Here is a 13,649-nt window from a genome sequence, read left to right on the forward strand (position 1 = left end):
TACGTTATGATAATTACCAAGCACCGTTTTTCTTAAATGAGTCTAAAATTGCTTTTAAAGTCTCTTTTACTGCATCATCATAATTACCGGTTTTAGTCAATTCTAGCATAAATTCCTCATAATTATTTTGAGCATATTCCAACAAAGCAGATTCAAATGATCCAATACGGTCTAATTCAACATCATCTAAATAACCAAATTCAACAGCAAACAACACTAAAGATTGTTGTGCTACAGTCATCGGTGAATATTGTTTTTGTTTCAACAATTCTGTAACTTTCTGACCAAGAGAAAGTTGTTTACGAGTTGCATCGTCCAAATCAGAAGCAAATTGAGCAAAGGCCGCCAATTCACGATATTGTGCTAATGCGGTACGAATACCACCTGACAATTTCTTCATTGATTTAGTTTGTGCAGCACCACCAACACGAGAAACAGAAATACCAGGGTTAACTGCCGGACGAATACCAGAATTAAACAAGTTTGTTTCAAGGAAGATCTGACCATCAGTAATAGAAATTACGTTGGTTGGAACAAATGCTGAAACATCTCCCGCTTGAGTTTCAATAATAGGCAATGCTGTTAGTGATCCTGTTTTTCCTTTTACTTCACCATTAGTAAAACGCTCTACGAATTCAGCATTAACTCGAGCAGCACGTTCTAATAAGCGAGAATGTAAATAGAAAACGTCACCTGGGAAGGCTTCACGTCCAGGCGGACGACGTAATAACAATGAAATTTGACGATAGGCTACAGCTTGTTTTGACAAATCATCATAAACAATCAGAGCATCTTCACCACGGTTACGGAAATATTCTCCCATTGCACAACCAGCATATGGAGCAAGATATTGTAAAGCCGCTGATTCTGCCGCCGAAGCAACTACAACAATTGTATTATCTAACGCACCATATTCTTCTAATTTACGTACTACATTAGCAATTGTTGATGCTTTTTGTCCAATAGCGACATAAACACATTTAATACCTGAATCACGTTGGTTGATGATTGCGTCAATCGCCAATGCGGTTTTACCGGTTTGACGGTCACCGATAATTAACTCACGTTGACCACGACCGATTGGAATCATTGAATCAACCGCTTTATAACCGGTTTGCACTGGCTGATCAACAGATTGACGATCAATAACACCCGGTGCAATCACTTCAACCGGAGAGAAACCATCATTTTCAATCTCACCTTTACCATCGATCGGCTGACCTAATGTATTAACCACACGACCTAATAAACCACGACCGACTGGCACTTCCAAAATACGTCCAGTACATTGTACTTCCATACCTTCAGCCAAGTCAGCATAAGGTCCCATTACTACCGCACCAACTGAATCTCTTTCTAAGTTCAAAGCAATAGCATAACGATTGTCCGGTAATGCAATCATTTCCCCTTGCATTACCTCTGTTAAACCGTGAATACGAATAATACCATCACTCACGGAAACGATTGTACCAGTATTACGTGCTTCACTAACGACTTCAAACTGGGCAATACGTTTTTTAATCAGTTCACTAATTTCTGTAGAATTTAGTTGCATCTTTTTTTCCTCTTACAATTGCAACTCATTAGCTAAACGAGCAATTTGACCACGACTACTTCCATCAATGACAAATTCATTAGTACGAATAACTGCTCCCGCAATTAAAGTACTGTCCACATTGCAATTTAATTTAACTTTACGAGCAAGCCTTTTTTCCATCGCGGCAATAATATTTTTTTGTTGCTTATCACTTAATGGAAAAGCGGAGGTAACATAAACTTCTGTGATTGACTTATAATCATCCACATACTCTTTAAACAGTGCCAACACAGCCGGCAAAACTTGTAGACGTTTATTTTCAGCCATAATACGGATAAGGTTTTCACCATATTTATCCAACTGATCACCGCAAATTTTAATCACTATATCGGCAATTTTATTTGCTGATAAATCGCTGACTAATAAATTTTGCATTCTATCATCAGTAACTACAGCTGCCGCAAAACCTAACATTGTTTGCCACTGAGCTAATTGATCGTGTTCAATCGCAAAATCAAAAGCCGCTTTCGCATAAGGACGAGCTACTGTAGTAAATTCTGACATAGCTTACCTTCCTTATAATTCAGCCACTAATTTATTGATAATGTCGTTATTAGCAGCTTCATCGACATTGCGAGCAACAATTTTTTCAGCACCGGCCACTGCTAAAGAAGCCACTTTAGCTCGTAATTCTTCCTGAACACGTTTACGTTCAGCTTCAATTTGAGCATAACCTTGTTCCACGATTTTTGCTTTCAAAGTTTCTGCCTCATTTTGAACTTCAGCTAAAATTTCATTACGGCGACGATTCGCTGCATCAATAATAGATTGAGCTTGTGTTTTTGCCGCATTCACTTCTTTTTCAATCAGTGCTTGTGTATCCGCTTGTTCTTTTTTCGCTACTTCAGCCGCAGCCAATGCATTCGCAATTTGTGATTGACGCTCTTCGATAGCTTTAATAATCGGTGGCCAAACATATTTCACGCAAAACCATACAAAGATGATAAAAGCTATTGTTTGTCCAATTAATGTTGCGTTGATATTCACAACGGACCTCCTATTGAAGTTGGTTGATTTACTCTATAAAGAGTAACCCGTTATGTATTAACCTAACAATGAAACGAATGGGTTTGCAAACGCAAAGTATAAACCGATACCTACTGCAATCATCGCAATCGCATCAAGCAAACCAGCAACGATAAACATTTTTGTCAATAAAGAGTTTGCTAACTCTGGTTGACGAGCAGCTGATTCCAAGTATTTACCACCTAAGATACCGAAACCAATAGCGGTACCTAAAGCAGCAAAAGCGAACATGATAGATGCAGCGATAATTGTTGCACTAATTACAGTTTCCATATTTTTCTCCAGTTTGGTTAAAGATAACAGCAAAATGCTGAGGTTAAAAAAAATCAATTAATGTTCCGATTTATTGTAAGCAATACTTACATAAACCACAGTAAGCATCATAAAGATAAATGCTTGTAATGTAACAACTAAAATGTGGAAGATTGCCCAAATAATCTGCAATGGAATTCCCATTGTGGCAACAAACATATTGGCGGAATACATCACAGCAATCAAAATAAAGATCAACTCACCTGCATACATATTACCGAAAAGACGAAGTGACAAAGATACAGGTTTAGAAAGTAAAGTTACAGATTCAAGGATAAGGTTAACAGGAATTAATGCCCAATGATTAAATGGATGCATTGTATATTCTTTAACAAATCCACTTACTCCTTTAGATTTCACAGTGTAGAAAATAATCAGCACAAACACACCCAAAGCTAATGAGAAAGTAAGATTCATATCAGTAGTTGGTACTGCACGTAAATGAATTTCATCATTACCAGACAAAATAGCGGCTAGCTTCGGCAAATAATCGACCGGAATAAGGTCAATAGTATTCATCAAAAACACCCAAACAAAAATGCTTAATGCTAACGGCGCAACAACATTACGACTACCGTGGAAATTTTCGGTAACAACACCGTTGATCCATTCAACCAAGATCTCAACCGCCGCTTGTAGTTTTGTTGGTTTGCCAGTCGTTACTTTTTGTGCTACACGATAAAATAGATACAAAAAAGCAACACCGCAAATAATAGAGAATAAAAGAGTATCAAAATGGAATGACCAAAAACCCTCACCAGCTTTAAGATTGCCTAAGTGGTGGTTAATATATTCCATAGAAGTAAGAGATGAACCTTCTGCAGACATATTTGTTCCTACTGATTGTTAAGATGCTAGTTTATTACCTTGTTACTATTTCTTAAACGAAATAACAAGAAATTATTCAAAAAGATTACTCCCAAGTAACCACCGAATAATCCTAATGGTGACACTGTTTTATCAAAGACAAACAACATCACGAAAAACAAAATAGTTATACAAATTTTAAAAATTTCAGCTTGGTATAACACTTTAGCCTTATTTATTTGCGCTGTTTTTAATCCTTTAAAAATCAGAAAACCAACAAATAGAATTTGAGGAATCCAACCAATTAAAGCGCCGATTAAATAAGAAAAGGCATAATCCGGTTTAAAAAAATACATCCCAATAAAAACGACGGCAATAATCATTGCCATCGTTAAAAATATTTTTTTATAGAGCGTTTTTGTATGATTAATCCAAAAAGACATTGTTCAGATTCTATCCATATTTCAATTCACAAAACAAAACACAAATTGTTACTCTATGAATTGCTCTGAATTGAAGGAATTATCCCGTTTATGCACCACTCAATTATACGAGGACTATGATTTTATGCAATCGATTTAATACTATAAAAGTGTTACATAGTTAACATTTTTAATAAAAATTTTAACTTTTTGATTTCCTTTTTGCATAAAATCTCTTTTTGTTAAAATTATGCTACAATTTTTATTTTTACTAAATGCCTTTCTCCCACTAATTCTGGCACAGCTAACGTAACAACATCAATCACTTGAAAACGATTATTTAGCATTTTGACTTCTTCTGTTTGATATTGACCTTTTAACGCATAAAAAAAACCATTTTCATTCAGTAAATGCTGACACCATTGCGTCATATCAGATAAAGAAGCAAAAGCACGACTTAATACGCCATCAAACTTTTGCTCCGGTTGATACTCCTCAACACGACTTAAAACAGGTTCAACATTAGTCAGCTCCAATTCTCTCACTGCATTACGAATAAAACTGATGCGTTTACCTAAACTATCCAACAGATAGAACTTTTTATTCGGATTAGCAATCGCCAACGGTAAACCAGGCAATCCCGGCCCAGTACCAACATCAATAAAACGTCTTCCAACCAAATAAGGGCTTACCACTAAACTATCTAAAATATGTTTTATTAACATCTCTTGCGGATCACGCACTGAAGTAAGGTTATATGCCTTATTCCACTTATGCAAAAGCTCCACTAATTTCACTAATTGAGACTTTTGCTGATCGGTCAAGGAAATATCGGCAATTGACAATAATTGAGTCAGTTTTTCCAATAACATCTTACTCACCACGTTTCAACATTCCTTGCTTTTTCAAATAAACTAATAAAATTGAAATTGCTGCTGGGGTAATGCCGGAAATACGCGAAGCCTGTCCAATAGAAACAGGTCGATGCTGTTCTAATTTAGATCTCACTTCATTAGATAAGCCAACAACAGCGGAATAATCAAATTCAGAAGGAATTAAAGTATTTTCGTGGCGTTTATGTCGTTCTATCTCTTCTTTTTGATGCTCAATATAACCTTGATATTTAATCGAAATCTCAACCTGTTCCACTGCCTCTTTATCTTGCATTGCCGGTTGGAAAGGGGTTAATTGACATAATTTTTCATAATCTATCTCCGGACGGCGTAGCAGATCCTCTCCGTTTGCTTCACGTATTAACGGAGAATTCAACACAGAATTGACTTCATCCAAATATTCAGAACGAGGATGAATCCAAATTTGTCTTAAACGTTGACGTTCAAGCTCAATATTTTCTAATTTTTGATTAAATCTCGCCCAGCGCGCATCATCAACCAAACCAAGCTCACGTCCAATAGAAGTTAAACGCAAATCGGCATTATCTTCACGTAACAATAAACGATATTCCGCACGCGAAGTAAAGACACGATATGGTTCTTTCGTACCTAATGTGCAGAGATCATCAACCAATACACCGATATATGCTTGATCACGACGCGGATACCACGCCTCTTTGTCTTGTACGTGTAAACCGGCATTCAATCCCGCAAGAATACCTTGTGCTGCCGCTTCTTCATAACCTGTGGTACCATTGATCTGTCCAGCAAAGAACAAACCGTTGATCGCTTTCGTTTCTAAAGAAGGTTTCAGATCTCTCGGATCAAAGAAATCATATTCAATTGCATAACCAGGTTTAACAATTCGAGCATTTTCCAAACCCTGCATTGAGTTAACGATGCCCATTTGCACATCAAACGGTAGACTGGTAGAAATGCCGTTCGGATAGATCTCATTGCTGGTTAATCCTTCTGGTTCTAAAAAGATCTGATGTCCATTTCGATCACCGAACCGCATTACTTTGTCTTCTATCGAAGGGCAATACCGTGGACCAACACCTTCAATGATCCCTGTGTACATTGGACTACGATCTAAATTAGCACGAATAATATCGTGTGTTTTAAGATTAGTATGAGTAATGTAGCAAGGCACTTGTTGTGGATGTTCATCAACACTTCCCATATAGGAAAATACCGGCAAAATCTCATCACCGTGTTGCTGTTTTAGCACGGAAAAATCGATAGTTCTTGCATCAAGACGCGGTGGAGTACCAGTTTTTAATCTAGCTACGCGCAGATCAAGATCACGAAGACGTTCTGCTAAACGAACGGATGCAGGATCTCCGGCACGTCCACCTTCATAATGATCAAGACCAATGTGAATTTTACCTGCTAAGAAAGTACCTGCTGTTAATACCACTGCTTTAGCCTTAAATGTTAATCCCATTTTGGTATTAACACCGCTTACGTGACCATTTTCAATAAGAATATCAGTTACTTCTTGTTGAAAAAGATCTAAATTAGGCTGCCGTTCTAAAGCCGTTCTAACCGCCTGACGATATAAAACACGATCTGCCTGAGCTCTAGTTGCTCTTACAGCAGGCCCTTTACTACTATTTAATGTTCTGAACTGAATTCCTGCTTGGTCAGTAGCGTGAGCCATTAAACCGCCTAAAGCATCGATCTCTTTTACTAAATGTCCTTTACCGATCCCTCCGATTGCCGGATTACAGGACATTTGCCCTAAAGTATCTATATTATGTGTGATTAATAATGTTTTTAGACCCATTCTTGCCGGGGCGAGAGCCGCTTCTGTACCTGCGTGACCTCCACCGACAACAATGACATCATATTGATTTGGATAAAGCATAAAAAACCTAAAATTTGAAAATTAATTTGTGATAAGAAAATTTGATTATTTTAACTGAATTTTGAGGATCTGTTAAAATTTAATTTTTAAGATCACAATGAATGATCGCTAATAATAGAACAGATCTCTATATAGAGATCTTTTTATTATTGTTATTATTAGTAGCTTAGATCCTTGTGAGAAAGTTTGTTTTTCATAAAGATCTTAATGAGTTAAGATCCTTATGAAACTGTGAAGATCATTAGCGAAAGTGTGATCTTTTTTGTGGATAAAGTGCTTTTTTTTCCACAGGTGATCTAATTTATAAAATTATATTCAGCAATAAAACAGTTTATATAATGGAAATTCATCAGTTTATCCACAGGAGATCATAACAGATCAGGAAAGACGACTGAGTAAATTTGGTAGCCATTGCTCAGCTTCAGCTTCCGGATCAGCACAGACTGACATATCAATTCTCAGTGAAGGACAGATCTTTACAGCGTGACATTGAGTAAGCTCGGTTTCAACCCGATCTACTGCAAAACAGAAAGTGTCGTAATCACTGTTTCCTAAACCGACCACAGCAAAACGCAGATCGGAAAGATCTGGATTTTCTTCATTAATCTGTTCAAAAAGCGGTTGTAAATTATCGGGTAAATCACCAGCACCGTGTGTAGAAGTGACTATCAGCCAGTTTTTATCCTCGATCACTTGATTTAACTCATCAGGGCCGTGAAATAAATTGGTTTTGAAACCTTGTTGCTGTAAACAGTCTTCTAAATGTTCAGCTACATACTCCGCACCGCCTAAAGTACTGCCGCTGATAATTGTGATTTTTTTCATTAAAAAACTCCTTAAGGTTAGCGTCGCTATTTTTTGCAATAAAAAACGGTATCTTTGCGATACCGTTTGTCATTTTAGTTTCTTGGTAGGTAATTGGTTGGGTTGACCGATTTGCCTTTATAACGAATCTCAAAGTGTAATTTAACACTATTGGTTCCGGAACTTCCCATTTTTGCGATCTGTTGCCCCGCTGTCACCTGTTGCTGATCTTTTACTAAGATCGATTCATTGTGGGCATAAGCACTGAGATAATCATCATTGTGTTTAATAATGATCAAGTTACCGTAGCCACGCAATGCATTGCCGGCATAAACAACACGTCCGGGTGCGGCAGCATAAACGGCTTGACCTCGAGAACCTCCAATGTCGATCCCTTTATTGCCGCCATCACTGTTGGAGAAGCCTTGAATAATATTACCTTTTGTCGGCCAAATCCAAGTGATGTTACTGTTATTAACGGCAACAGGCTCAATATTACGTGGTGCTTGGTTAACGGTGTTAGTTGGCTGCGGTTCAACCGGAACGGTATTGACGGAATTGTTGCTGGTTGTCTGCATTGTACCAGCAGTAGATTTAATTGGACCAATTACTGTGCCGTCAGAGCCGTAAGCTGTACCGTTTGGACCCGGTGTGTAAGTGACGGCTGGTTGTGTCGGTGCGGTAGCAGCTGTTGTAGTTGATGCAGTAGTTGTGGTCGCCGCAATAGTTTCATTGCTTTCCGCCGCATTGTTACTAATACGTAATTTTTGACCGACACTTAATTTATAAGGTTCGGGAATATGGTTTAATGCCGCCAATTCACGCACATCCATACCGGAAATATAGGCAATTAAGAACATTGTATCGCCTTTACGTACAGTATAACTGTCGCCTTTATAGAAACCTTTATCTATTTTGCTATAGTCAGGTGCATTGGTTTGTGGATTGCGTGGAATAGTGAAATCTTGAGAAACAGCTTTTTTCGTAGCTGGTTTTGTTACCGGTTGAGGTGCTGGTGTTGGCGCTGAAACAGGTTGTGGTTGTTGATAAGTTGATTGAGTTTGCACCGGTTGAGCTTGCGGTTGTGGTGTTGCTGGTGTCGCCATCATATCGGAAGGCATTTGTTGTTGTTGTACCTGTGGTTCCCAGGTAGAATTTGCACTATTACCGACGGACTGCATAATTCCCGGTGTTAATGTACCATTAACATCTTCGACAGGTGCAGAATTATTACTGCTACAACCTGCAAGCACGGCAACAACAACGGGGATAAGTAAAAAAGATTGTTTCATAAATATTCCTATTAAAATTTTGCTACTTTAAGAGAAAATAGGCACAGATTGCTAATACTACAACGCCCCAGCCAATGATTTCAATATAATTGCGTAATTGTGCGGCAAATCGTTCTCCTCCCCAAGCGGATAATTTTGCGACTAAAAGAAAACGAGCGGTACGAGAAATAAAGGCCGTTGCAACAAACGGCAAGAATGCCATTTGCATTACACCAGCACAAATAGTGAACACTTTATAAGGAATTGGCGAAAAGCCGGCAACGAAAACTACTAAAATACCCCATTTTTCAAACCAAGATACAGCGGTGTCCCAATGTGATTGATATCCCCAAAGAGAAATATAATCTTTAATAAAATCAAAAGCATAATAGCCAACAGCATAACCGATTATACCGCCGATAGTTGAAGCTAAACCACAATAAATAGCATAACGCAAAGCTTTTTGTGGTTTTGACATCGACATTGGCACCAACATCACATCTGGAGGAATAGGAAAAAAAATAGCTTCAATGAAGCTAACTAATAATAACCAATAAACGGCAAATTTATGTTTCGACCATTGCATTGTTTTGTCATACATTCGGCCAAACAGATTCATAAAGTATCTCCTTTTACTAACGGCACAAATTTAACTTTTTCAATATTTTCAATCTGATATTTATCATTAATACGCGTAATACGTTGCAAAACCTGTTGCTCTTCTCCTACCGGCAAAACGAGTCGCCCGCCATCCGACAACTGTTGTAATAATGCAGTTGGTATAGTTGACGGCGCAGCGGTAACGATAATCGCATTAAATGGTGCTTGTCCTGCTAAACCTTCCCAGCCATCACCGTGTTTTAAGCGAATATTATGTAATTCCAATTTTTTAAAACGGTGCATTGCCTGCCATTGTAAGGATTTAATTCTTTCTACACTAAAGATCTGTTGTGCCAATTTGGCTAAAATTGCGGTTTGATAACCACTGCCGGTGCCGATTTCCAACACTTTATCGGTCGATTGTAATTGCAGCAGTGCTGTCATTTTTGCCACGATATAGGGTTGTGAAATGGTTTGCCCATCACCAATCGGCAACGGCATATCTTCGTAACTGTGTTGACGGAAGACCTCCTCAATAAAGAAAGGACGAGGAACTTCATAGATCGCTTGTAAAACTCGTTGATCGTGAATACCACGATGATAGAGTTCATTAACCAAACGTTGTTGTTCAACAGACATAATGATTATCCTAAATTAATCCACTCTTGTACTGCAGCTAGAGAATGATGAGCGGTCATATCTGTCTGTATTGGCGTAATAGAAACAAAACCATTGGCAACAGCGTGAAAATCAGTGCCTTCATCGGCATATTCCGGCAAACTGGACAGACCTAACCAGTAAATAGCTTCGCCACGTGGATCAATTTGTTTAATAATTTCTCCTTCACTGGAACGATAGCCGAGTTTAGTCACTTTTGTACCTTTTAATTGATCATAAGGCAGATCAGGGACATTGATATTTAAAATTTCACGACGATGCAATAGATGAGAGTGTAATTTCGGAATTAGATCACAAACCACTTTAGCGGCGGTGTCGTAATGTTGTCTGCCGTCAAGTGATACCGCAATAGCAGGTAAACCTAAATGGCGACCTTCAAAGGCGGCGGCAACCGTACCCGAATAGAGAATATCATCGCCAAGATTGCAACCAGCATTAATACCGGATACCACTAAATCGATTTTACCGGCAAGCAAATAATTCATCGCTAAATAAACGCAATCCGCAGGCGTGCCGTTAACACAATAGTCGCCATTATCAATTTGGCGTGGACGCAACGGTTCAACCAGAGTGAGTGCAGAAGACGCAGCACTTCGATTGCGATCAGGAGCAACAATAATAACATTGGCAAAAGTACGTAAATAGGAAGCTAAAGTTTGAATGCCTTCAGCGTGAAAGCCATCATCATTACTTAATAAAATATTCATCATATGCTCCTTTTTTCTTTCTGAATATAAGTGAGGAATAATCTAAAGAGTTTTGTGCAATAAAGCAACAGCTTCGCAAGCTATCCCTTCTCCGCGACCAGTAAAGCCCAATTTTTCGGTAGTGGTGGCTTTAACATTGACTTGAGCAATATTGCATTGCAAATCTTGAGCGATATTAGCTCGCATCTGATCGATATACGGTCGCATTTTCGGGGCTTGAGCAATAATGGTGACATCCACATTTCCGATATGGTAGCCAAGTTGTTGAATTTGGCGGAATGCTTCCTTTAATAATTCTCGGCTGTCCGCACCTTTATATGCGATATCGGTATCTGGAAACAGTTTACCAATATCGCCTAATGCAGCGGCACCGAGTAAGGCATCGGTTAGTGCGTGCAATGCAACATCGCCGTCTGAATGAGCTAACAAACTTTTGGCATAGGGAATTTTAACGCCACCAAGGATGACAAAACCCTTGCCGTCATCAGTAAAGGCGTGAACATCAAAACCGTGACCGATTCTTATCATTGTTTTTCCTCTTTTTGTTGTTGCAGTAAATAAAATTCGGCTAATGCCAGATCTTCCGGACGGGTAATTTTGATATTATCGCTGCGACCGGAAACTAATTGCGGATAATCACCGATTAACTCCAGTGCAGAGGCTTCATCGGTAACACTTAACCCTTGTTGATGAGCATATTGCAACGCTTGTTTTAAACGTTGTGCCGGGAAAAATTGTGGCGTTAATGCGTGCCATAAACGTGATCTATCTTCCGTTTTTTCAATCTGCTGTCGATTTGGAAAAGCTTTTTTGATAGTGTCAACAACTGGTTTAGCCAAAATAGCTCCCTGAGTATCGGTTATCGCACATAATTTATCTAAATCCTGATGGGTAATGCAGGGTCTGGCAGCATCGTGTACCATCACCCAACCATCTTCATCAACAGTTTTTAAGGCATTTAATACTGACTGATCGCGGCTTTTACCGCCAATTACCCATTTGATTTTTGGATGATTTTTTAACGGAAATTGGGAAATATAGGGATCTTCAGCGGCAACAGCGACAATAATTTTTTCAATTGCAACATAAGTGAGAAGTTTTTCCAATGTGTGTTGCAAAATGGTTTTGCCGAGCAAAGAGAGATACTGCTTTGGGCAGTTGCTTTGCATACGACTGCCAACACCGGCAGCAGGGACAATAGCAAATATTCGACGAATCATTAACGAATGCTCCTTTATTTTTCAGATTTTAAGATACGATAAAAAGTTTCATTCGGTTTGACCATTTCATAATTTCTGCGAGCACGTTCTTCAACCGCCGCAAAACCCTGTTTTAAATCTTGTGTTTCCGCTTTTGCTTCTTGGTTAATTTGGCTCTGTTTTTCATTGATGCTTTTCTGTTGACTGATTTCTGTTATTGTTTGTTTATAAGTTTTATAACCGGAATCACCGAACCAAAAGTTATAAATTGAAATTAATAATAATGAGAATAAAGCGATAGTTAATAAACGCATAAAACGAAATAAGCTAGCGAAAATGAATAGTGCATAGTTTACCTTGAATTACATCACAATACGACATTTAATCTCGTAAACGAGAGGGATAGATAATTAACGATTTTATTTCATAAACCCCTAAGGTAAGATAACCAATTTATTTTAACGATAAAACAGAATTGATATTTAGGTGCAAATTGATGAAACCTTTAAAAATTATTTTTGCCGGCACGCCCGATTTTGCGGCAAAACATTTGCAGGCGTTATTAGACTCTCAACATCAGGTGATTGCGGTTTATACTCAGCCAGACAAACCGGCGGGACGAGGTAAAAAATTACAACCAAGTGCAGTTAAGCAGTTGGCATTGGCTCATAATCTATCTGTTTTTCAACCGAAATCACTACGTAAAGAAGAGGCTCAACAGCAATTAGCACAATTAAATGCTGATGTAATGGTAGTGGTAGCTTATGGGTTAATTTTACCGAAAGCAGTGTTGGAGATGCCTCGTTTAGGCTGTTTAAATGTTCACGGTTCATTATTGCCTCGTTGGCGAGGTGCTGCGCCGATTCAACGTGCGATTTGGGCAGGCGATGACCAAACTGGTGTCACCATTATGCAGATGGATGAAGGTTTAGATACTGGTGATATGTTGTATAAAGTAAGTTGTGAAATCAGCAAGGATGAAACTTCCGCATCGTTATATCAAAAGTTAGCTACATTGGCACCAAAAGCATTAATTGAGGTGTTGGATCATTTAGATGAGGGCAAATATCCGCCACAAGCGCAACAAAATGAATTCAGCAATTATGCCGAAAAATTAAGTAAAGAAGAGGCAAAATTGGATTGGTCATTGCCGGCAGCTCAGCTTGAACGTTGCATTCGAGCATTTAATCCGTGGCCGATTAGTTGGTTGGAAACAACGGATGCTCAAGGTAATAAACAAATATTGAAAGTTTATCAAGCCACTGTGTTGCCACATCAAAATCAAACAGCTGGCACTGTGTTGCAGGTAAATAAACAGGGAATACAGATTGCTACTGCTGATGGTGTATTGAATATTACACAATTACAGCCGGCAGGTAAGAAACCGATGACAGTGCAAGATTTCCTTAATGGACGCAGTGATTGGTTTGAAGTCGGAAAACAACTTGATTAAGTGAGCCAGA

At 38.6% G+C, this 13,649-nt stretch carries 17 protein-coding genes; 1 reads left to right on the forward strand and 16 read right to left on the reverse strand.

Annotated elements, in window-relative coordinates:
* Positions 1 to 13: 13 nt before the first annotated feature.
* From atpA to ftsB, 16 genes are all read right to left on the reverse strand, one after another.
* On the reverse strand, positions 14 to 1,555 hold the full coding sequence (atpA, locus tag JP36_RS04555) for a F0F1 ATP synthase subunit alpha (protein ID WP_039172394.1): 1,542 nt from the start codon (positions 1,553 to 1,555) through the stop codon (positions 14 to 16).
* Between the two features lie 12 nt (positions 1,556 to 1,567).
* On the reverse strand, positions 1,568 to 2,101 hold the full coding sequence (gene atpH / locus JP36_RS04560; RefSeq protein ID WP_039172396.1) for a F0F1 ATP synthase subunit delta: 534 nt from the start codon (positions 2,099 to 2,101) through the stop codon (positions 1,568 to 1,570).
* 12 nt (positions 2,102 to 2,113) lie between these two features.
* Positions 2,114 to 2,584, reverse strand: a complete 471-nt coding sequence (atpF, locus tag JP36_RS04565) for a F0F1 ATP synthase subunit B (RefSeq protein ID WP_039172398.1) — start codon at positions 2,582 to 2,584, stop codon at positions 2,114 to 2,116.
* A gap of 57 nt (positions 2,585 to 2,641) precedes the next feature.
* A complete protein-coding gene (gene atpE / locus JP36_RS04570) occupies positions 2,642 to 2,896 on the reverse strand; it encodes a F0F1 ATP synthase subunit C (RefSeq protein ID WP_013746002.1) in 255 nt (84 codons plus the stop codon).
* Between the two features lie 57 nt (positions 2,897 to 2,953).
* The gene (gene atpB / locus JP36_RS04575) at positions 2,954 to 3,763 is read right to left on the reverse strand and encodes a F0F1 ATP synthase subunit A (protein WP_039141281.1); all 810 of its coding nucleotides are present in this window, start codon (positions 3,761 to 3,763) and stop codon (positions 2,954 to 2,956) included.
* Positions 3,764 to 3,789: 26 nt separating this feature from the next.
* On the reverse strand, positions 3,790 to 4,185 hold the full coding sequence (locus JP36_RS04580) for an ATP synthase subunit I (protein WP_039172400.1): 396 nt from the start codon (positions 4,183 to 4,185) through the stop codon (positions 3,790 to 3,792).
* A 227-nt stretch (positions 4,186 to 4,412) separates the two neighbouring features.
* Positions 4,413 to 5,036 carry a 16S rRNA (guanine(527)-N(7))-methyltransferase RsmG gene (gene rsmG / locus JP36_RS04585; protein WP_039136188.1) on the reverse strand — a complete coding sequence of 208 codons (624 nt, stop codon included), beginning with the start codon at positions 5,034 to 5,036 and terminating at the stop codon, positions 4,413 to 4,415.
* A 1-nt stretch (position 5,037) separates the two neighbouring features.
* Entirely contained in the window at positions 5,038 to 6,927 is a 1,890-nt protein-coding gene (gene mnmG, locus JP36_RS04590; RefSeq protein ID WP_039172402.1) for a tRNA uridine-5-carboxymethylaminomethyl(34) synthesis enzyme MnmG, read from the reverse strand.
* Positions 6,928 to 7,305: 378 nt separating this feature from the next.
* Positions 7,306 to 7,752: an FMN-binding protein MioC gene (gene mioC, locus JP36_RS04595; RefSeq protein WP_039172404.1), complete on the reverse strand. Its 447-nt coding sequence runs from the start codon at positions 7,750 to 7,752 to the stop codon at positions 7,306 to 7,308.
* A gap of 74 nt (positions 7,753 to 7,826) precedes the next feature.
* Positions 7,827 to 9,023: a murein hydrolase activator NlpD gene (nlpD, locus tag JP36_RS04600; protein WP_039172406.1), complete on the reverse strand. Its 1,197-nt coding sequence runs from the start codon at positions 9,021 to 9,023 to the stop codon at positions 7,827 to 7,829.
* A 22-nt stretch (positions 9,024 to 9,045) separates the two neighbouring features.
* Positions 9,046 to 9,621, reverse strand: a complete 576-nt coding sequence (locus JP36_RS04605; RefSeq protein WP_039172409.1) for a YqaA family protein — start codon at positions 9,619 to 9,621, stop codon at positions 9,046 to 9,048.
* Positions 9,618 to 10,244 carry a protein-L-isoaspartate(D-aspartate) O-methyltransferase gene (locus JP36_RS04610; RefSeq protein WP_418904662.1) on the reverse strand — a complete coding sequence of 209 codons (627 nt, stop codon included), beginning with the start codon at positions 10,242 to 10,244 and terminating at the stop codon, positions 9,618 to 9,620. Before JP36_RS04610 ends, JP36_RS04605 begins: the two co-directional genes overlap by 4 nt.
* A 2-nt stretch (positions 10,245 to 10,246) precedes the next feature.
* Positions 10,247 to 10,987, reverse strand: a complete 741-nt coding sequence (gene surE / locus JP36_RS04615; RefSeq protein WP_039172413.1) for a 5'/3'-nucleotidase SurE — start codon at positions 10,985 to 10,987, stop codon at positions 10,247 to 10,249.
* Positions 10,988 to 11,029: 42 nt separating this feature from the next.
* Positions 11,030 to 11,515, reverse strand: coding sequence for a 2-C-methyl-D-erythritol 2,4-cyclodiphosphate synthase (gene ispF, locus JP36_RS04620; protein WP_039172415.1), 486 nt, complete (start codon positions 11,513 to 11,515; stop codon positions 11,030 to 11,032).
* The gene (ispD, locus tag JP36_RS04625) at positions 11,512 to 12,207 is read right to left on the reverse strand and encodes a 2-C-methyl-D-erythritol 4-phosphate cytidylyltransferase (RefSeq protein ID WP_039172417.1); all 696 of its coding nucleotides are present in this window, start codon (positions 12,205 to 12,207) and stop codon (positions 11,512 to 11,514) included. Before ispD ends, ispF begins: the two co-directional genes overlap by 4 nt.
* Before the next feature lie 14 nt (positions 12,208 to 12,221).
* Positions 12,222 to 12,500 carry a cell division protein FtsB gene (gene ftsB, locus JP36_RS04630; protein WP_039136207.1) on the reverse strand — a complete coding sequence of 93 codons (279 nt, stop codon included), beginning with the start codon at positions 12,498 to 12,500 and terminating at the stop codon, positions 12,222 to 12,224.
* Positions 12,501 to 12,682: 182 nt separating this feature from the next.
* On the opposite strand from ftsB, the gene fmt reads away from it, so the two are divergent.
* Positions 12,683 to 13,639 carry a methionyl-tRNA formyltransferase gene (fmt, locus tag JP36_RS04635; protein ID WP_039172419.1) on the forward strand — a complete coding sequence of 319 codons (957 nt, stop codon included), beginning with the start codon at positions 12,683 to 12,685 and terminating at the stop codon, positions 13,637 to 13,639.
* The last annotated feature ends 10 nt before the right edge of the window (positions 13,640 to 13,649 follow it).

Source organism: Gallibacterium genomosp. 1 (genome assembly GCF_000771875.1).
Taxonomy (GTDB): Bacteria; Pseudomonadota; Gammaproteobacteria; order Enterobacterales; family Pasteurellaceae; genus Gallibacterium.